Below are 15278 nucleotides of genomic sequence, written 5' to 3' on the forward strand. Positions count from 1 at the left end.
TGACCAACAGCACCGCCAACACCCGTAACGGCCATAGCACCAAGACGCTCAAGGGCGATTTCGGCGCGCTGCCGCTCGACGTTCCTCGCGACCGCCAGGGCACGTTCGAGCCGCAGATCGTCGTCAAGCATCAGACCCGCTGGGCCGGCTTCGACGACAAGATCATCTCGCTATACGCGCGTGGCCTGAGCGTGCGGGAGATCCAAAGCCATCTGGAAGAGATGTACGGCGCCGAGGTGTCACCGACCCTCATCTCCAACGTCACGGACGCTGTCAGCGAGGATGTGAAGCTTTGGCAGGCCCGCCCGCTCGATGCCGTGTACCCGATCCTGTATCTCGACTGCATCCACGTCAAGGTGCGCGACAACGGCGCAGTGCGCACCAAGGCGATCTACCTGGCCATCGGCGTCAACATGGATGGCCACAAGGAAGTGCTGGGCCTGTGGATCTCCCAAACCGAAGGCGCGAAGTTCTGGCTGCAGGTCGTGACCGAGCTAAAAAATCGCGGCGTACAGGACATCTTCATCGCCTGCGTCGACGGCCTGAAAGGCTTCCCGGACGCCATCGAGGCGGTCTATCCGCAGACCTCGGTTCAGCTGTGCATCGTCCACATGGTGCGCAACAGCCTGAACTTCGTGCCCTGGAAAGCGCAGAAGGAGGTCGCAGCTGATCTGAAGCTGATCTACAGTGCAGCCACCACCGACGAGGCTGAGCTCAGGCTTGCTGAATTCGAGGATAAATGGGATAAACAGTATAAATCCATAAGTCAATCCTGGCGCCGCAACTGGGCGCGCGTTATACCGTTCTTCGACTACCCGCCGGAAATCCGCAAGGTGATATACACCACGAACGCTATTGAATCGATTAACATGAGCCTGCGAAAAGTGACCAAGGCCCGCAGTTCCTTTCCAACCGACGAAGCTGTCAGCAAGCTGTTTTATCTCGCCCTGAACAACATCAGCAAGAAGTGGACGATGCCGATACGGGACTGGAAAGCTGCGCTAAACCGCTTCGCCATCCAGTTTGAAGACCGCGTGCCGCAGACTTAAACAAAGACTCGTTTACACAGAATCTGGTACACCCCCCTCGGCCGGACAGCGACGGGTTCTCCCACCAAGCCCTCACCGACGAACAACTGCCGCCCCAAAAAGCTGATGTATCCGCTGCCGCGGACCTTTCTGACTTCGTCACCTATATCGTATTCAATAGCGAGCAATTGTTCGGGATACGGTCTTGCGCTGACTGCGTAGCGAGAGGAAGGCGGCTTCTGACCTAAAGCTTGATGCGGTCGAACCAGGTTGTACTGATCACGCCAGCGATCAAAGGCCTGTTGGCAGTTCTGGAGCGAGTTAAATCCGGTACGCTCAAGAAGTTCGCGCTTGAGGGTACGATGAAACCGCTCATCTTTGCCTTGTGTTTGAGGATGCATTGGTCGGCTATGGCCGACTTTAATGCCGACTCGCATCAGCCACGCCTCGATTTTTGTGATCCCGTTCTGTTTCGGGGTTCCCCAGGGATTGCCGTTGTCGCAGGTAATTTTCTCAGGCAGTCCATAACGCCTGAATGCGTCGGTGAGAGCTTGTTTGACATGCTCACCGGTCTCGCCGGGGCAGGCCTTCAGACAGATGGCAAAGCGAGAGTGATCGTCCAATACCGTCAACGGATAGCATCGCCCGGCGCGCGAGTCGGTCAACGCAAAGTGCCCTTTGAAATCCATCTGCCAGAGCAGATTCGGAGCTTCATGCTCAAACCTTTTTATGGCAGGTGACCGGGCGTCTGTCGATACCGCCACCTGCCGGCCATGCCGCTTCAAAATGGCAGAGATGGTATTGGCATGAGGCCTGACATCTTCTGGCAAAAAAGTCGCCAACTTGCGCGCTCCCCAGCAGGGGTACTTTTCGTGCAGTGCCAGCACTTCGGATTCGAGCTGCTCGCTACTACGTCGCGGTGAGGAGTGAGGCTTTCGCGACCGCTCCTGCAGCCCCTCACTCCCATGTTCTTTGAAGCGTGCAAGCAGTTTATAGGCCGTCTGTGGACTGATTCCAAACGAACGGCATAGGGCTCGAATATTTGCTCCCTGCGCCGTCGCGAGCGTGACGAACTCCAGTCGAGAAGACATCTTTGAGGATTCCTTCCAAGGCATCGCAAGCTCCAAATAACGAAGTTGCAATGATGATAAAAGGTGTCAACTATGTCTCTAGACAAGTGTCCACTATGTGTCTGTGCCAAACAGGCCCTCCGCCCACGCGTAACGCCAACGAACCGCACCCGTCACGCGTGGGCACGGCGTGCCCACCCTACGGTCATTGTGCAGAGCGAAAAAAAGGTCAGTTCGCCGCCGTCATCCCGGCCGCATTGCCCACCGCGCCATCGCCGGGCCCGACGGGCGCCGGGGTGTTCGATGCCGTGACGGCAGCCTTCTCGGCCAGGTCCGGGTTCCACACGACGTTCTCGTCCACCGAGTACAGGCGGCACGGCTTGTCGCTCTTCGCCGAGCAGGTGGCCAGCGCGCGCGCATCCGGGTCCTCGCCTTCCTCCGCCCAGCACCAGGCGCCGCTGGGCGACACGGCGAAGGCGCGCGGGGTCATCTTGGTGAGATATTCGCGGTAGGCGCGCCTGCCGTTCTCGCTGAGGAAGGGCACGGCGTCAATGTCGTCGATGCCGGCGAAATTGGTCGCCTGCGGCTGCGGCGGTTCCGGCACCTTGTACACCACCTTGGTCGGCATTCCGACCTGCTGCAGGAATTTCATCGTGTCGGCCAGCCACACCTTCTCGCCGTCGCGGCTCGCGAGCATGCCGTGCGAATCGCGCTTGAACGCGTCGTATTCGACGAGTGTGGCGCGGCCGCCGGCCTGTTCGAAGGCGTCGTGCATGCGCGCCACCAGTTCCGGCGAGAACAGCGAATCGTTCTGGCCATACATCCACAGGCTCGGGACCTTGTTCTGCGCGCCGTATTCGGCGAACGCGGAGACGAGCGCCGAGCGCCAGCCGCAGCCGTTGCTGTCGTCGCGCAGGCCGCCGGCGAAGTTGAGCAGGGCGCGCACGCCCGGCAGGTCCTGGGTGCCCAGCGCGACCGTCGCGAGGCCGCCGTACGACTGGCCGGCGACGACGATGTGGTCGGCGTCGATCCAGCTCTGCTCGCGTGCATAGGCGAGGGTGGCGACGATGTCTTCGGCCTGGGTGTAGCCGTTGGCCGTCATGTCGCAGCCGTGGTCGTGGTAATAACCGGTCGAGTTGGCGAAGCCCTGGCGCATCGGCACCATTACGGCATAGCCGCGTTCCACGAAGGCGTGGGCCATGTGGTAGAAGCGGTCGCGCGGCTGCAGGTTCGGGTGGCCCGGGTCCTTGCCGTGGTTGATGATGATGAGCGGGAACGGTCCCGGACCGTTCGGCTGGAACACCGTCGTCTCGAGGCGGGCCTGGTGGTCCTGGCCGGCCGGGATCAGGATGATGTGTTCATTGATCCGATAGTCGAGTTGCAACTCTTGTTCGATCGCGAGGCCAGGCAGCAGGGCCAGGGCGGCGAGGAGGGCGGACGTCAGCTTGCGAACGGAAATACGGGCTCTGAACATAGGAAACTCTGAAGGACACCGGGTTTGCTCGTTTTCCCCGAGAACTGATTGCCTCGTGGAATGAATTGATTCTAAGCACGGTGATTTTCCAGAGCAATATCCGAATAACCAATTCTCGAATTAAATCTTCGCGTGTGGCCACATTTGCCATAACAGGCAGATAATCTGCAGGGCCAACGATTGGGATGCCCATGTTTCCTTGACATGATGAATACCGACGACCGTTTCCTGCAGGCCCTGCAAGGCGGCGCGCGTGCCTGGCGCCTCGCGCTCGAACGCCACCTGAAGGCGCACGGGTTGACGACGGCCGGCTGGAATGCGTTGACGGCCGTGGCGGACAGTCCCGAGCCGCCGTCGCAGCGCGAACTGGCGCAGCGCCTCGGCGTGGACGGCGCCACGCTGGTGACGACGCTCGACCGCCTCGTCGCGAGCGGCCTGGTGCTGCGCCAGGCCGAGCCGGGCGACCGCCGCGTCCGGCGCATCGCGCTGGCGGCGCAGGGCGTGGCGCTCGCGGCGCAGGTGCGCGCGGAAGCGGCCGCGCTGCGGCGCGCGACGGTCGAGCGGCTCGACGCCGATGCGATGGCCGCCGCCGCCGGCGTGCTGGAAGCGTTCCAACGCCTGCTGGAGGATGCATGAGCGACGACGACGACTACGCGCCGCGCCAGTGGCATCCGGACGAGCGCCCCACGCTGCCGGGCAGTCCGTCGTTTCCCAGCCACTCGACGCCGCGCCGTATCGCCTATTTCCTGGTCGGCACGCTGGTGACGCTGACTGGCGGCCTGGGCAATGCACTCGTCACCGTCAACCTCGTCAACCTGCAGGGCACGCTGGGCGTCTTTTCGGCCGAGGCCAATTGGCTGCCGACGGCCTATGTGATGACCAATGTCTCGATGAACCTTTTGCTCGTGAAATTCCGCCAGCAGTTTGGCCTGCGCGCGTTCACCGAGTTCTTCCTCGTGCTGTACGCGCTCGTCACGTTCGGCCATCTGTTCGTGGGCGACCTCGGCTCGGCCATCGCCGTGCGCGCGGCCCACGGCATGGTCGGCGCGGCGCTGTCGACGCTCGGTCTGTACTACACGCTGCAGGCGTTCACGAAGCCGTGGCGGCCGCGCGGCATCGTGATCTCGACCGGCATCGCGCAACTGGCGCAGCCGATCGCCTACATCTTTTCTCGCAGCCTGCTGCAGATGGCGGAATGGCGCGGCCTGTACCTGTTCGAATTGGGACTGACGCTCGTCACGCTGGCCGCCGTGCTGTGGCTCAAACTGCCGCCGGGCGACCGGTTCAGGGCGTTCCGGCCCGCCGACTTCCTCACGTTTTCCCTGTTCGCGCCTGGCATGGCCCTGCTGTGCGCGGCACTGACGTTCGGCCGCGTGCTGTGGTGGACCGAGAACGTCTGGGTCGGCATCGCGCTGGCCCTGGCCATCGTGTTGCTGCTGGCCGCGATCTGCGTCGAGCACAACCGCGAGAATCCGCTGCTGAACCTCCGTTGGCTGACCAACGGCATGATCGTGCGGCTGGCGCTGGCGCTGATGCTGGTGCGCGTCGTGCTGTCGGAACAGAGCATCGGCGCCGTCGGCTTCCTGCGCCTCGTGGGCCTGAACAACGACGAAATGCAGACGCTGTTCGTCGTCATCCTGCTCAGTACCATCCTCGGGATCGCCGTGTCGGTATTGATCATCCGGCCGCCGCACCTGATGGCGCCGCAGGTCGTCGCCCTGCTGATCATGGCGCTGGGCGCGTGGGTCGATTCGCACGCGAGCAACGTCACGCGGCCCGCGCAGCTGTACGTGAGCCAGGGCATGCTGGCGTTCGGCGGCGTGATGTTCCTGGGGCCGCTGCTGCTGACGTTGCTGGGATCCGTGATTTCGAATCCCGCGAACCTGATCAGCTTTTCCGTGCTGTTCGGGCTGACGCAGAACCTGGGCGGCCTGATCGGTTCCGCGCTGCTGGGCACGTTCCAGGTGATGCGCGAAAAATACCATTCGTCCGTGCTGGCCGAGCAACTGAGTTCGCTCGATCCGCTCGTCGCCGCGCGCATCCAGCAGGGCGCGGCCGCGTACGCGCGCATGCTGGCCGACCCGTCCGCGCGCACGCGCCAGGGCATTTCCGTGCTGACGCAGGCGACCGCGCGCGAAGCGAACATCCTCGCCTACAACGACGTGTTCCTGCTGATCGCCTTGCTGGCCACCTTGCTGGCGGCGTGGATCTTCGGCCGCTCGCTGTGGCTGAAATACGTGGCGCCGCCACCGCCGGCGCCGCTGCCGGTCCCGGCGCCGCCCGACCCGACCGATTCGCCGATCGCGGTGCCGTCCGGCGACCGGCGCCTGGCGCCGCGTCCGCCCCTGCCGACGCCGGCCGTCCCCACCTGAACCGAGCCCATCGCCATGCCGGAAACGACCACCACGACCACCACGACGACCACGCAGCGGAAGTCGAACCGCAACGTCATCGCCAGCGGCCTGCTGTTCGCGTTCATCGCCTTGATCGGCATCCTGATCGTGCTGTACGCGTGGAACCTGCCGCCGTTCCACAGCGCGCTGCAGACGACCGAGAATGCCCTCGTGCGGGGCCAGGTGACGATCATCAGCCCGCAATTGTCCGGCTACGTCGTCGAGGTCGACGTGCAGGATTACCAGATGGTGCGCGAGGGCCAGCTCTTGGTGCGCATCGACGACCGCATCTACCGGCAGCGCCTCGACCAGGCCCGGGCCCAGCTCGCGGCGCAGCGCGCCGCGCTCGCGAACTTCGCGCAGAGCCGGCGGACGGCCAGCGCCACCATCGCCCAGAACCAGGCCGCCGTCGCCAACGCCGCCGCCCAGTCGCGGCGCGCCGGCGCCGACCTGCGCCGGGTCGAAGAACTGGCGGCCGACGGGGCGCTGTCGGCGCGCGAGCGCGACGCCGCCCGCGCCGCGCGCGCCCAGACCGTCGCGGCGACCGAGCAGGCGCGCGCCGCGCTGGAGATCGCGCGGCAGAACCTGCGCACGGTGGACGTCAACCGCGCATCGCTGGAAGCGGCCGTCGCGAACGCCGAGGCGGCCGTGCGGCTGGCCGAGATCGACCTCGCCAACACCCGCATCACGGCGCCGCGCGACGGCCAGCTGGGGCAGGTCGGCGTGCGCCTGGGCGCGTTCGTCAACGCGGGCGCGCAACTGACGGCGCTCGTGCCGCAGGCGATGTGGGTGATCGCCAACATGAAGGAAACGCAGATGGCCGATGTGCGCCTGGGCCAGCCCGTGACCTTCACCGTGGATGCGCTGAACCACGCCAGGCTGCGCGGTCACGTCGAGCAGATCTCGCCCGCGACCGGCTCCGAATTCTCCGTGATCGTGCCGGACAATGCGACCGGCAACTTCGTCAAGATCGCCCAGCGGATCCCGGTCCGCATCAGCATCGACCCCGACCAGGCGCTGGCCGCGCGCCTGCGGCCGGGGATGTCGGTGGTGGCGAGCATCGACACCAAGGCCGCCGGCCGCGTCCCGCCGGGCCCGGGCGACGCGCGTACGGTCGGCACCCCCGTACCCGCGCCACGGTCACCGGAGCCAGAAAATGGTAGGGTGGGCACCCCCGTGCCCACGCGGACGCCGCAGTCCGCGCCACGTTCACCGGAGCCGGCCCGATGAAACGCCGCCTCGTGCTCGGCGCCTGCACCGCGCTGCTAGCCGGCTGCCGCATCCCCGTGCAGCCGCCGCCGCAACCGACGCTCGTCGTACCGGCGGCGTGGCGCGCCAAGGTCGGCCCCGGCGCGCCCGTGGAACGCGACTGGTGGCGCGCGTTCGGCGACCCCGCGCTGGACCGTCTCGTGGCACGGGCGCTGGAACGCAACAACGACGTGCGCACGGCGCAGGCGCGGCTGCGCGAATACCGGGCACGCATCCAGGTGGCGCGATCGGCCCAGGAACCGACGCTGTCGGCCGGTTTCTCGCCCGCACGCGCACGCGCGATCGGCCCGTTCGGCACGCCCATCGATGCCACCGCCATGCAGGGCAGCTTCCAGGCCGCCTACGAACTCGATCCGTTCGGCCGCCTGGCCAATGCGACCGAGGCGGCGCGCCAGGATTACGCGGCGCAGCAGGCGGCGTCCGATGCGACGGCGCTGTCGGTGGCCGCGAACGCGGCGTCCGGCTACCTGAACCTGCGCGGGCTGGACGCGCAGCTGGCCCTCGCGCGCGCCACGCTGGCGTCGCGCCAGCGCTCGCTGGACCTGGCGCGGCGGCAGTTCGAGGTGGGCTACAGCTCGCGCCTCGAACTGGCGCAGGCGGAAGCGGAATACCGTGCGACGGCCGCCGTCGTGCCCCAGCTGGAACGGGCGATCACGCAGCAGGAGAACGCCCTCGACATCCTTGCCGGCGCCAATCCCGGCCCGGTCGAACGGGGCGCGGACCTGGCCGGCCTGGACGCGCCGGCGATCCGGCCCGGCCTGCCGTCCGACCTGCTGCGGCGCCGGCCGGACGTCGCCTCGGCCGAGCGCGCGGTCGCGGCGGCCGACGCCAGTCTCGCCGCGGCGCGCGACCAGATGCTGCCGTCGTTGCGGCTGACGGCGTCGCTGGGCGCGTATGCGCACGACCTGCCGACGCTGCTGTCGTCGCCGACCGCGTTGTGGAGCGTGGGCGGCAGCGTCCTCGCGCCGCTGTTCGACGCGGGCCGGCTGCGCGCCCAGGCCGACATCTCGGCATCGCTGCGCGACCGCGCCGTGTTCGCGTACGAGGCCGCCGTGCGTAACGCATTCGCCGACACCGAGAACGCCCTGAGCGCCGTGCAGCGCCTGCGCGAACAGCTGGACGAGGCCGAGGCGCGCCGGGTGGCGACGAAGGAAGTGCTGCGCATCGCCCACAACCGCTACCGCAACGGCTATTCGTCGTATCTGGAAGAGCTGGATGCCCAGCGCAACGCGTTCAGCGCCGAGACCGGCGCGCTGCAGCTGCGCGCCGCCTGGCTGCAGGCCCACGTCGACCTGTACCGCGCGCTGGGCGGCGGCTGGGCGCCGCTGGAATCGGTCAAATAACCACAAAGGAGGGGAGCATGATCAAGATCGGGATCATCGTCGGGAGCACCCGGCCCGGCCGCAAGGCGCCGGACGTCGCGCGCTGGGTGCTGGACATCGCGGGCATGCGCGCCGATGCCGTGTTCGAACTGGTCGACATCCAGGACTTCGACCTGCCGCTGCTGGACGAACCGGTGCCGCCGTCCCAGGGCCGGTATGCGCACCCGCACACGAAGGCCTGGGCGGCCGCCATCGCCGGCTTCGACGGGTATGTCTTCGTCACGCCCGAGTACAACCACGGCACGTCCGGTGCCCTGAAGAACGCGATCGATTTCCTGTACAAGGAATGGAACAACAAGGCCGCCGGCTTCGTCGGTTACGGCAGCGCGGGCGGCTCGCGCGCCATCGAAAGCCTGCGCCTCGTGATGGGCGAGCTGATGGTCGCGGACGTGCGCGCGCACGTGATGCTGTCGCTGCGCACGGACTTCGAGAATCATGCGACGTTCAACCCGGCGGCGCACCACGAGCAGGCCGTCGACGCCATGCTCGACCAGGTGGTGGCGTGGAGCCGCGCGCTCAAGTCCCTGCGGCCGGATGCGCCTGACACGGCGGCCGACGCGCCCCACGTGGGGCAGCGCATGGGCAGCCAGTGATGGCGTGACGGCGTGGCAGCGGGGGATAGACGCTACAATCGTCGCCGCCCATGACGAATCTCCCATCACCGCCGCGGCGCGCCACCTGCGCCGCCTGCCTGCGCGCGCAGAGCGCCTGCATCTGCCACTGGGTGCGGCCGCTGTCCAGCCGCGCCGACCTGCTGATCCTGCAACACCCGCTCGAGGTGCGCAACGCCAAGAACAGCGCGCGCCTGCTGCACTTGTGCCTGGGCGGCAGCCGGCTCGAAGTGGGCGAGGCGTTCGATGCCGCGGCCCTGCACGCGCTGCTGTACGCAGGCGGGCGCGTGCCGCTGCTGCTGTATCCCGAGACGCCGGGTGACGCCGCCGCGCCCACGCCCGATCCCGTATTGATGGCGCAGCCGGAGCGCCTGCGGCTCGTCGTGCTGGACGCCACCTGGCGCAAGAGCCGCAAGATGCTGTACGTAAATCCCGAGCTGCAGCACCTGCCGCGGGTCGCCCTGCACGACGTGCCGGCGTCGGCTTATCGGATTCGCAAGGCGCACGCGGCGCACCAGCTGTCGACGCTGGAAGCGGCCGCGCTGGCGCTGGCCCAGCTGGAGGGCGACGCCGCCGCATGCCGGCCTCTGCTGCAGGCGTTTGACGGTTTTGTGCAACAACAAGCTGCTCTTTTTTCGCGCTTGAACCCTTCCTGAGATCGGCGTACTATACTGTATAAACATACAGTACTTAAGGAGCGCCGTGTGAATCGGGTCAAAGCAAACGCAAGTCGGGCGGTCAGCCAGGTGGTGTTGCCGTTCCCGCAAAAGTCCGCCGAGGTCGTGCCCATCCACGGGCCCATGAAAGGCCGCGGCGCCGTCACCAACATCCAGGGCCGCTACGAAGTGAACGGCCGCGAGCGTTTCGACGACGGCTGGACCGTGCCGGGATCCAAGGACGAGGCGCCGGCGCCCCTCAAGACGATCGTCACGGACGAGATCGCGAAATCCATCCTCAGCCGCAACACGTCGCCGGACATCCCGTTCAGCGTCTCGCTGAATCCGTACCGCGGCTGCGAGCACGGCTGCATCTACTGCTTCGCGCGGCCGACGCACGCCTATCTGGGCCTGTCGCCGGGCCTCGATTTCGAAAGCCGCATCTTCGCCAAGGTGAACGCGGCCGACCTGCTGCGGCGCGAGCTGGCGCGTCCGGGCTACGTGCCCGAAAACATCGCCATCGGCGTCAACACGGACGCGTACCAGCCCTGCGAGCGCGAGCGCCGCCTCACGCGCGAGGTGCTGGAAGTGCTGTCCGAATGCCAGCACTCGTACGGCCTGATCACCAAGTCGGCGCTGATCGAACGCGACATCGACCTGATCGCGCCGATGGCCGCGAAGGGCCTGGCCTGCGCCGCCATCACCTTGACGACGCTGGACGGCGAGATCTCGCGCACGCTCGAGCCGCGCGCGGCCGCGCCCGCCCGTCGCCTGCGCGCGATCCGCACGCTGACGGAAGCCGGCATTCCCGTCAGCGTCAGCGTCGCGCCGATCATCCCGTTCGTGACGGAACCGGAGATCGAGCGCATCCTGGAGGCGGCGAAGGACGCCGGCGCCGTCGGCGCCCACTACACGGTGCTGCGCATGCCGTGGGAAGTAAACCCGCTATTCCAGCAATGGCTGCACGCCCACTTCCCCGACCGCGCCCAGCGCGTGATGAACCGCATCCGCGACATGCGCGGCGGCAAGGACTACGACAGCGACTTCAGCAAGCGCATGACGGGCGAGGGCATCTGGGCCGACCTGATCCGCCAGCGCTTCACGAAGGCCGTCAAGCGGCTGGGGCTCGAAGGCCGCATGAGCCGGTTCAATACCTGCGATCCCTCGCAGTTCCGGCGTCCGCTGGTGGTGCCGAAGACGGTCGTCAGGCCGACCAGCGCGGCGGCGGCGCAGATGGATTTGTTTTAAGGCGTCTCCGGCACCAGCGCCAGCACGTGCGCCGCGAGGGGCCGGCCGTGCAGGTTGAGGCGGTTGCGCGCCAGGCATTCGTGGATGGCGCCGGCCTTGCGGGCGAGGGCGAGGCTGGACAGGTTGCCGTCGGCGACGACGATCTCGACGCGCGTCTGGCCGAGGCGGTCGAAGGCGAAGCATGCGAGCGCACGGATGGCTGCCAGCCCCGCGCCCTGACGCCGGGCCGATGCGCGGACCCAGTAGCCGAGGTTGCAGAGGCGGTGGGCACGATTGAACTGGTTCAGGCCCGCCGCGCCGATGTAGTGGTGGCCGTCCCGGCGGAAGATGCCGAACTCGTGCGCGGTGCCGTCCGCGCGCGCGGTGGCGCAGGCCGCGATCCAGGCCAGCGCATCGGTCTCGACGTAGGCGGCTTGGGCCCAGGGCATCCACGGGCCGAGGCTCGCCATCGATTCGCGGACGGTCGTCACCATCGCCGGGGCGTCGGTCGGGACCAGTGGGCGGAGCAGATAGTCGTCGGCGTGAAGTGACAGTGTCATGGTGGCGCCTGCGCTGGCTGGTTTGCGTTGCCGACATCATAACGTGCTGGACTGGACTCACGGCGCCGACGCCGCCGGGTTGTGAGGATGCATGCTCTCGGCTACGATTGCGCTCTTTGGCGCGATCAGCAGGCGGATATGGTGGAGCAGGGCAGTGCGACGGACAAGGTGACGAACAAGGTGACGAACAAGGTGATGGACGACAGGGCGGCGAATGGCGTCCAGCGGGTCGTCTTCGTCGGCGCGGAATCGACCGGCAAGTCGACGTTGTCCAATTATCTGGCGCACGCCTACGATACCGTCGCCGTGCCCGAGATCGGCCGCTTCATCTGGGAAGAAAAGCAGGGCCGGCTGGGGCCGGACGATTATGTCGACATCGCCGTCAAGCACCGCGCGGCCGAGGACGAGGCCATGGCGCAGGCGCGGCGCTGGCTGTTCGTCGACACCAATGCGTTGACGACGCTGTTGCTGGGCATCGAGTTCCACCAGGTCGGCGATACGCCGCCGGCCGCGCTGCTGCGCTGCGCCGACGATTGCCGGGCGCGCTATGCCCACACCTTCGTCTGCGCCGACGACATCCCGTACGAGGAACAGGCCGTGCGCGAGAACGAGGCGTGGCGCGGGCGCATCCAGCAGCTCGTGTTGCGGGACCTCGCTGCGCGCGGCATCCCGTACACCGTCGTGCGCGGCAGCGTGGAGGAGCGGGCGCGGCAGGTGCGCCGCGTGCTCGACGGCGCCATGCGCTGACCGCGCGGCGCGCTAGACGATCGTGCCCGGCAGCTCGATTCCGTGCAGGCGCCGGAACAGCTTCAGGGCGAAGCTGTCCGTCATCCCCGAAATGTAGTCGGTCGCGCCGAGCAGGCGCGTGTACGGCGTGGCGCCGCGGCTGAATTGCTGGGGGATGATCTGGGCGATCTTGCGGTCGGCCGCCGAGCGGTCCGCTTCCGGCTTGACGAGTGCCGGCACGATCTTGCCCAGCAGGCCGCCGAGGATCTCGAAACCGGCCGCTTCGATCTGCAGCACCAAGGGCGTGGCATAGATGCGCTCGCGCGACAGCATGGCGATCGCCTTGAGCTCGGGCGCGAAGCGCGACGCGCCGGCGAGATCCTGTTCGAAGCGGCCGTCCAGGATGGCGTCGTAGTGCGCGCGGAACACGTCCAGCGCGGCCGTCACGAGATGGCCGATGGCGCGGGCGCGCAGGTATTCCACGCGGCCCGTGTCGTCGGCCAGTTGGCGATAGGACGGGCTCTCGCTTGCGCCATCGGGAAAGGCGATGGGCCACAGCAGGGTGCGCGCTTCGTCGAACGAGACGCGGCCGAGGCGGTGGCCGTCTTCCAGGTCGACGATGCCGTAGCAGATGTCGTCCGCCGCCTCCATCACGAACGCGAGCGGGTGGCGTGCCCATGCGCCCGGTCCCTTGCGCACGAGGCCGACGTGGGTCGCGACGCGTTCGGCCGTGGCGGCGTCGTCCGCGAAGTAGCCGAACTTCTTTTCGCTGATCTTGTCTTTCGCCGGCGCCAGGTCGGAGGCGCGCGGGTACTTCATGAACGCGGCCAGCACGGCATAGGTCAGCTGGAAGCCGCCGTGGTCGACGGCATTCTGCAGCCGCGTCACGAGGCGGAAACCCTGGGCATTGCCTTCGAAGCGCAGGAAGTCCTGGCGCTCGCGGTCGGTCAATCCGGCGAGCCAGCGATCGGCATGGTCGGCGAACCACGACTGGATCGCGGCTTCGCCGGAATGGCCGAACGGCGGGTTGCCGATGTCGTGGGCGAGGCAGGCGGCGGCCACGATGCTGCCGAAGTCCTGCGGCACCATCGACAACGCCGGCGCGCGCTCCTTGATGAATTCGCCGCACAGCATGCCGAGCGACCGACCGACGGACGACACCTCGATGCTGTGCGTCAGGCGCGTGCGCACGTAATCGCTGTCCGACAGCGGGAACACTTGCGTCTTGTCCTGCAGGCGCCGGAACGCGCTCGAATATACGAGCCGGTCCCAGTCGCGCATATAGCCCGTGCGGCTGCCGCCGTCGCCCCCGTTATCTTCGCGGCCCAGGCGCATCGTCGAGACCAGGCGTTCCCATTCCATCGACATCGTTCCTCGCTCGCGAAAAAGTGTGCACCAGTGTAACGCAAGGCGTGAAGGAGCCGTGTTTTCGGATAATGGTTGACAGTATCAACTTCGTTGTATATCTTACGATGTATCTTACGACATATGGAGATCACAATGCGACATCACATGCACCACCATCATCACGACCATGCCGGGTTCTCGCCTCGCCACGGCCACGGCGGCCATGGTGGTCACCCGGGCCGCGGCGGCCGTCCGGGCGGCTTCGGCTTTTCCGACGATGGCGGTCTGCCGCGCGGCCGCAAGTTGTCGTCGGACGACCTGCAACTGCTGCTGCTGGCGCTGATCGCCGACCAGCCCAGCCACGGCTACGAGCTCATCAAGGCGCTGGAGACGCGGTCGAACGGTTTCTATGCGCCGAGCCCCGGCATGATGTACCCGGCGCTGGCCTGCATGGAGGACCTGGGCTGGGTCACCATCCAGCTCGAAGGCACGCGCAAGCGTTACGCGCTGTCCGATGACGGCCGCGCCCACCTGGACGCCAACCGCGAACATGTCGACATGTTGCTCGAACGCTTACAGCAGGCCGCGCAGAAGATGGACTTGATGCGCAGCGCACTTGCCGAAGGGGAGGAGGGACCGGGCGGACGCGGCGCCTGGTCCGCGGAACTGGCGGAAGCCCGCCACGCGCTCAAGCGCGCGCTGATGACGCGCGCCGGTGCGTCGCTTGATGAGCAGCGGCGCATCGCCGCAATCCTCGCGCGGGCGGCGGCCGAGATCGAGCAAGGGCCTGCCTGCGGCGGCCAGCCCGGCTCGACCGGGAGCTGAACGGCAGCACGTCGTTCTCGAGCATGGCGAGCATGCGCGCACGCAGCCGCGAGCCCGGGCCGACATAGCCCGCGATCGCGGACGCCGCCGGCCGCCGCGTCGGTTTCAGCGCTCGCTGGTCGCGGCCGTCAGCAGTTCGGCCGTGTCGGCCGCGCCCATCCTGCGCGCCGCGTCGAGGATCGCATTCCCGTCCGCGTCCAGGCGGAACGGGTCGGCGCCGCGCGCCAGCAGCAGGCGGACGATGTCCACGCGGTTGAACATGGCGGCGAACATCAGTGCCGTCTTGCCGTTCGGCCCCGCGTTGTCGACCGCCGCGCCGTGGTCCAGCAGCAGGGTCGCGATCGCCGTGTCGCCCTTGAAGGCGGCGCCGGCGAGCGGGGTCTGGCCGGCGTCGTTCATGAGTTCCGGATCGGCGCCGTGTTCCAGCAGCACGCGGGCGGCGTCCGCATGGCCGTGGTAGCAGGCCAGCATCAGCAGGCTGTCGCCGCGTTCGTTGCGCAGGTTGGGCGGCAAGCCCTGACCCAGCAACGTTGCGAGTTCCCCGGCCTCGCCGGCGCGCGCGAAGTGGAAGACCTTGCGCACGAAGGCCAGCGTGTCGTCGTCGAGTTCGCTCGCGGACGGCGGGCGGGACGGTGGCTGCTGCGGTTCCTGCATCGTGGTCTCCTGACGGCATATGGCCCGACAGGATTAGACCACAACGCCGCGCCGCG

15 protein-coding genes are annotated in these 15278 nt (G+C 67.3%); 10 read left to right on the forward strand and 5 right to left on the reverse strand.

What is annotated here, in order from left to right; all coding sequences use genetic code 11:
- Positions 1-1049: IS256 family transposase (locus tag U9J41_RS00005; RefSeq protein ID WP_322399561.1), on the forward strand; the 1049-nt coding region annotated here is incomplete at its 5' end.
- Here the strand turns inward: U9J41_RS00005 and U9J41_RS00010 are convergent.
- Together U9J41_RS00010 and U9J41_RS00015 are read right to left on the reverse strand one after the other, a co-directional pair.
- A complete protein-coding gene (locus U9J41_RS00010; RefSeq protein ID WP_322399562.1) occupies positions 1046-2119 on the reverse strand; it encodes an IS481 family transposase in 1074 nt (357 codons plus the stop codon). The genes U9J41_RS00005 and U9J41_RS00010 overlap by 4 nt on opposite strands.
- Positions 2120-2327: 208 nt before the next feature.
- Entirely contained in the window at positions 2328-3572 is a 1245-nt protein-coding gene (locus tag U9J41_RS00015; protein ID WP_322399563.1) for a dienelactone hydrolase family protein, read from the reverse strand.
- A 204-nt stretch (positions 3573-3776) separates the two neighbouring features.
- Between U9J41_RS00015 and U9J41_RS00020 the strand changes: the two genes are divergently transcribed.
- The 7 genes from U9J41_RS00020 to U9J41_RS00050 all read left to right on the forward strand — a co-directional run bounded on the left by U9J41_RS00020 (position 3777) and on the right by U9J41_RS00050 (position 11131).
- A complete protein-coding gene (locus U9J41_RS00020) occupies positions 3777-4208 on the forward strand; it encodes a MarR family winged helix-turn-helix transcriptional regulator (RefSeq protein WP_322399564.1) in 432 nt (143 codons plus the stop codon).
- Positions 4205-5944, forward strand: coding sequence for an MFS transporter (locus U9J41_RS00025; protein ID WP_322399565.1), 1740 nt, complete (start codon positions 4205-4207; stop codon positions 5942-5944). The genes U9J41_RS00020 and U9J41_RS00025 overlap by 4 nt, the downstream gene beginning before the upstream one ends.
- A 15-nt stretch (positions 5945-5959) precedes the next feature.
- Complete coding sequence (locus U9J41_RS00030; protein WP_322399566.1) at positions 5960-7195, forward strand: HlyD family secretion protein; 1236 nt, start codon at positions 5960-5962, stop codon at positions 7193-7195.
- On the forward strand, positions 7192-8577 hold the full coding sequence (locus tag U9J41_RS00035) for an efflux transporter outer membrane subunit (protein WP_322399567.1): 1386 nt from the start codon (positions 7192-7194) through the stop codon (positions 8575-8577). The genes U9J41_RS00030 and U9J41_RS00035 overlap by 4 nt, the downstream gene beginning before the upstream one ends.
- 17 nt (positions 8578-8594) lie before the next feature.
- Entirely contained in the window at positions 8595-9209 is a 615-nt protein-coding gene (locus tag U9J41_RS00040; RefSeq protein ID WP_322399568.1) for an NADPH-dependent FMN reductase, read from the forward strand.
- A 50-nt stretch (positions 9210-9259) separates the two neighbouring features.
- Positions 9260-9883, forward strand: a complete 624-nt coding sequence (locus U9J41_RS00045; RefSeq protein WP_322399569.1) for a tRNA-uridine aminocarboxypropyltransferase — start codon at positions 9260-9262, stop codon at positions 9881-9883.
- Between the two features lie 144 nt (positions 9884-10027).
- A complete protein-coding gene (locus tag U9J41_RS00050; protein ID WP_322400127.1) occupies positions 10028-11131 on the forward strand; it encodes a PA0069 family radical SAM protein in 1104 nt (367 codons plus the stop codon).
- Here U9J41_RS00050 and U9J41_RS00055 read toward each other — a convergent pair.
- Positions 11128-11670, reverse strand: a complete 543-nt coding sequence (locus U9J41_RS00055; protein ID WP_322399570.1) for a GNAT family N-acetyltransferase — start codon at positions 11668-11670, stop codon at positions 11128-11130. The genes U9J41_RS00050 and U9J41_RS00055 overlap by 4 nt on opposite strands.
- Before the next feature lie 138 nt (positions 11671-11808).
- On the opposite strand from U9J41_RS00055, the gene U9J41_RS00060 reads away from it, so the two are divergent.
- Positions 11809-12417 carry an ATP-binding protein gene (locus U9J41_RS00060; RefSeq protein WP_322399571.1) on the forward strand — a complete coding sequence of 203 codons (609 nt, stop codon included), beginning with the start codon at positions 11809-11811 and terminating at the stop codon, positions 12415-12417.
- Between the two features lie 12 nt (positions 12418-12429).
- Here U9J41_RS00060 and U9J41_RS00065 read toward each other — a convergent pair whose 3' ends face one another.
- The gene (locus U9J41_RS00065) at positions 12430-13758 is read right to left on the reverse strand and encodes a deoxyguanosinetriphosphate triphosphohydrolase (protein WP_322399572.1); all 1329 of its coding nucleotides are present in this window, start codon (positions 13756-13758) and stop codon (positions 12430-12432) included.
- 138 nt (positions 13759-13896) lie between these two features.
- Between U9J41_RS00065 and U9J41_RS00070 the strand changes: the two genes are divergently transcribed.
- On the forward strand, positions 13897-14568 hold the full coding sequence (locus tag U9J41_RS00070) for a PadR family transcriptional regulator (protein ID WP_322399573.1): 672 nt from the start codon (positions 13897-13899) through the stop codon (positions 14566-14568).
- 105 nt (positions 14569-14673) lie between these two features.
- Here the strand turns inward: U9J41_RS00070 and U9J41_RS00075 are convergent, their stop codons facing one another.
- Complete coding sequence (locus U9J41_RS00075; protein ID WP_322399574.1) at positions 14674-15222, reverse strand: ankyrin repeat domain-containing protein; 549 nt, start codon at positions 15220-15222, stop codon at positions 14674-14676.
- Positions 15223-15278 lie beyond the last annotated feature (56 nt).

This window comes from Massilia luteola, assembly GCF_034420155.1.
Lineage (GTDB): Bacteria > Pseudomonadota > Gammaproteobacteria > Burkholderiales > Burkholderiaceae_D > Telluria > Telluria luteola.

Excerpts from the sequence above, each read along its gene's own strand:
- U9J41_RS00055 (WP_322399570.1), bottom strand. The coding sequence starts at position 11,670 with ATGACACTGTCACTTCACGCCGACGACTATCTGCTCCGCCCACTGGTC.
- U9J41_RS00010 (WP_322399562.1), bottom strand. The coding sequence starts at position 2,119 with ATGTCTTCTCGACTGGAGTTCGTCACGCTCGCGACGGCGCAGGGAGCA.
- U9J41_RS00035 (WP_322399567.1), top strand. The coding sequence starts at position 7,192 with ATGAAACGCCGCCTCGTGCTCGGCGCCTGCACCGCGCTGCTAGCCGGC.
- U9J41_RS00025 (WP_322399565.1), top strand. The coding sequence starts at position 4,205 with ATGAGCGACGACGACGACTACGCGCCGCGCCAGTGGCATCCGGACGAG.
- U9J41_RS00030 (WP_322399566.1), top strand. The coding sequence starts at position 5,960 with ATGCCGGAAACGACCACCACGACCACCACGACGACCACGCAGCGGAAG.
- U9J41_RS00040 (WP_322399568.1), top strand. The coding sequence starts at position 8,595 with ATGATCAAGATCGGGATCATCGTCGGGAGCACCCGGCCCGGCCGCAAG.
- U9J41_RS00070 (WP_322399573.1), top strand. The coding sequence starts at position 13,897 with ATGCGACATCACATGCACCACCATCATCACGACCATGCCGGGTTCTCG.
- U9J41_RS00060 (WP_322399571.1), top strand. The coding sequence starts at position 11,809 with ATGGTGGAGCAGGGCAGTGCGACGGACAAGGTGACGAACAAGGTGACG.
- U9J41_RS00050 (WP_322400127.1), top strand. The coding sequence starts at position 10,028 with ATGAAAGGCCGCGGCGCCGTCACCAACATCCAGGGCCGCTACGAAGTG.
- U9J41_RS00075 (WP_322399574.1), bottom strand. The coding sequence starts at position 15,222 with ATGCAGGAACCGCAGCAGCCACCGTCCCGCCCGCCGTCCGCGAGCGAA.
- U9J41_RS00015 (WP_322399563.1), bottom strand. The coding sequence starts at position 3,572 with ATGTTCAGAGCCCGTATTTCCGTTCGCAAGCTGACGTCCGCCCTCCTC.
- U9J41_RS00045 (WP_322399569.1), top strand. The coding sequence starts at position 9,260 with ATGACGAATCTCCCATCACCGCCGCGGCGCGCCACCTGCGCCGCCTGC.
- U9J41_RS00020 (WP_322399564.1), top strand. The coding sequence starts at position 3,777 with ATGATGAATACCGACGACCGTTTCCTGCAGGCCCTGCAAGGCGGCGCG.
- U9J41_RS00065 (WP_322399572.1), bottom strand. The coding sequence starts at position 13,758 with ATGGAATGGGAACGCCTGGTCTCGACGATGCGCCTGGGCCGCGAAGAT.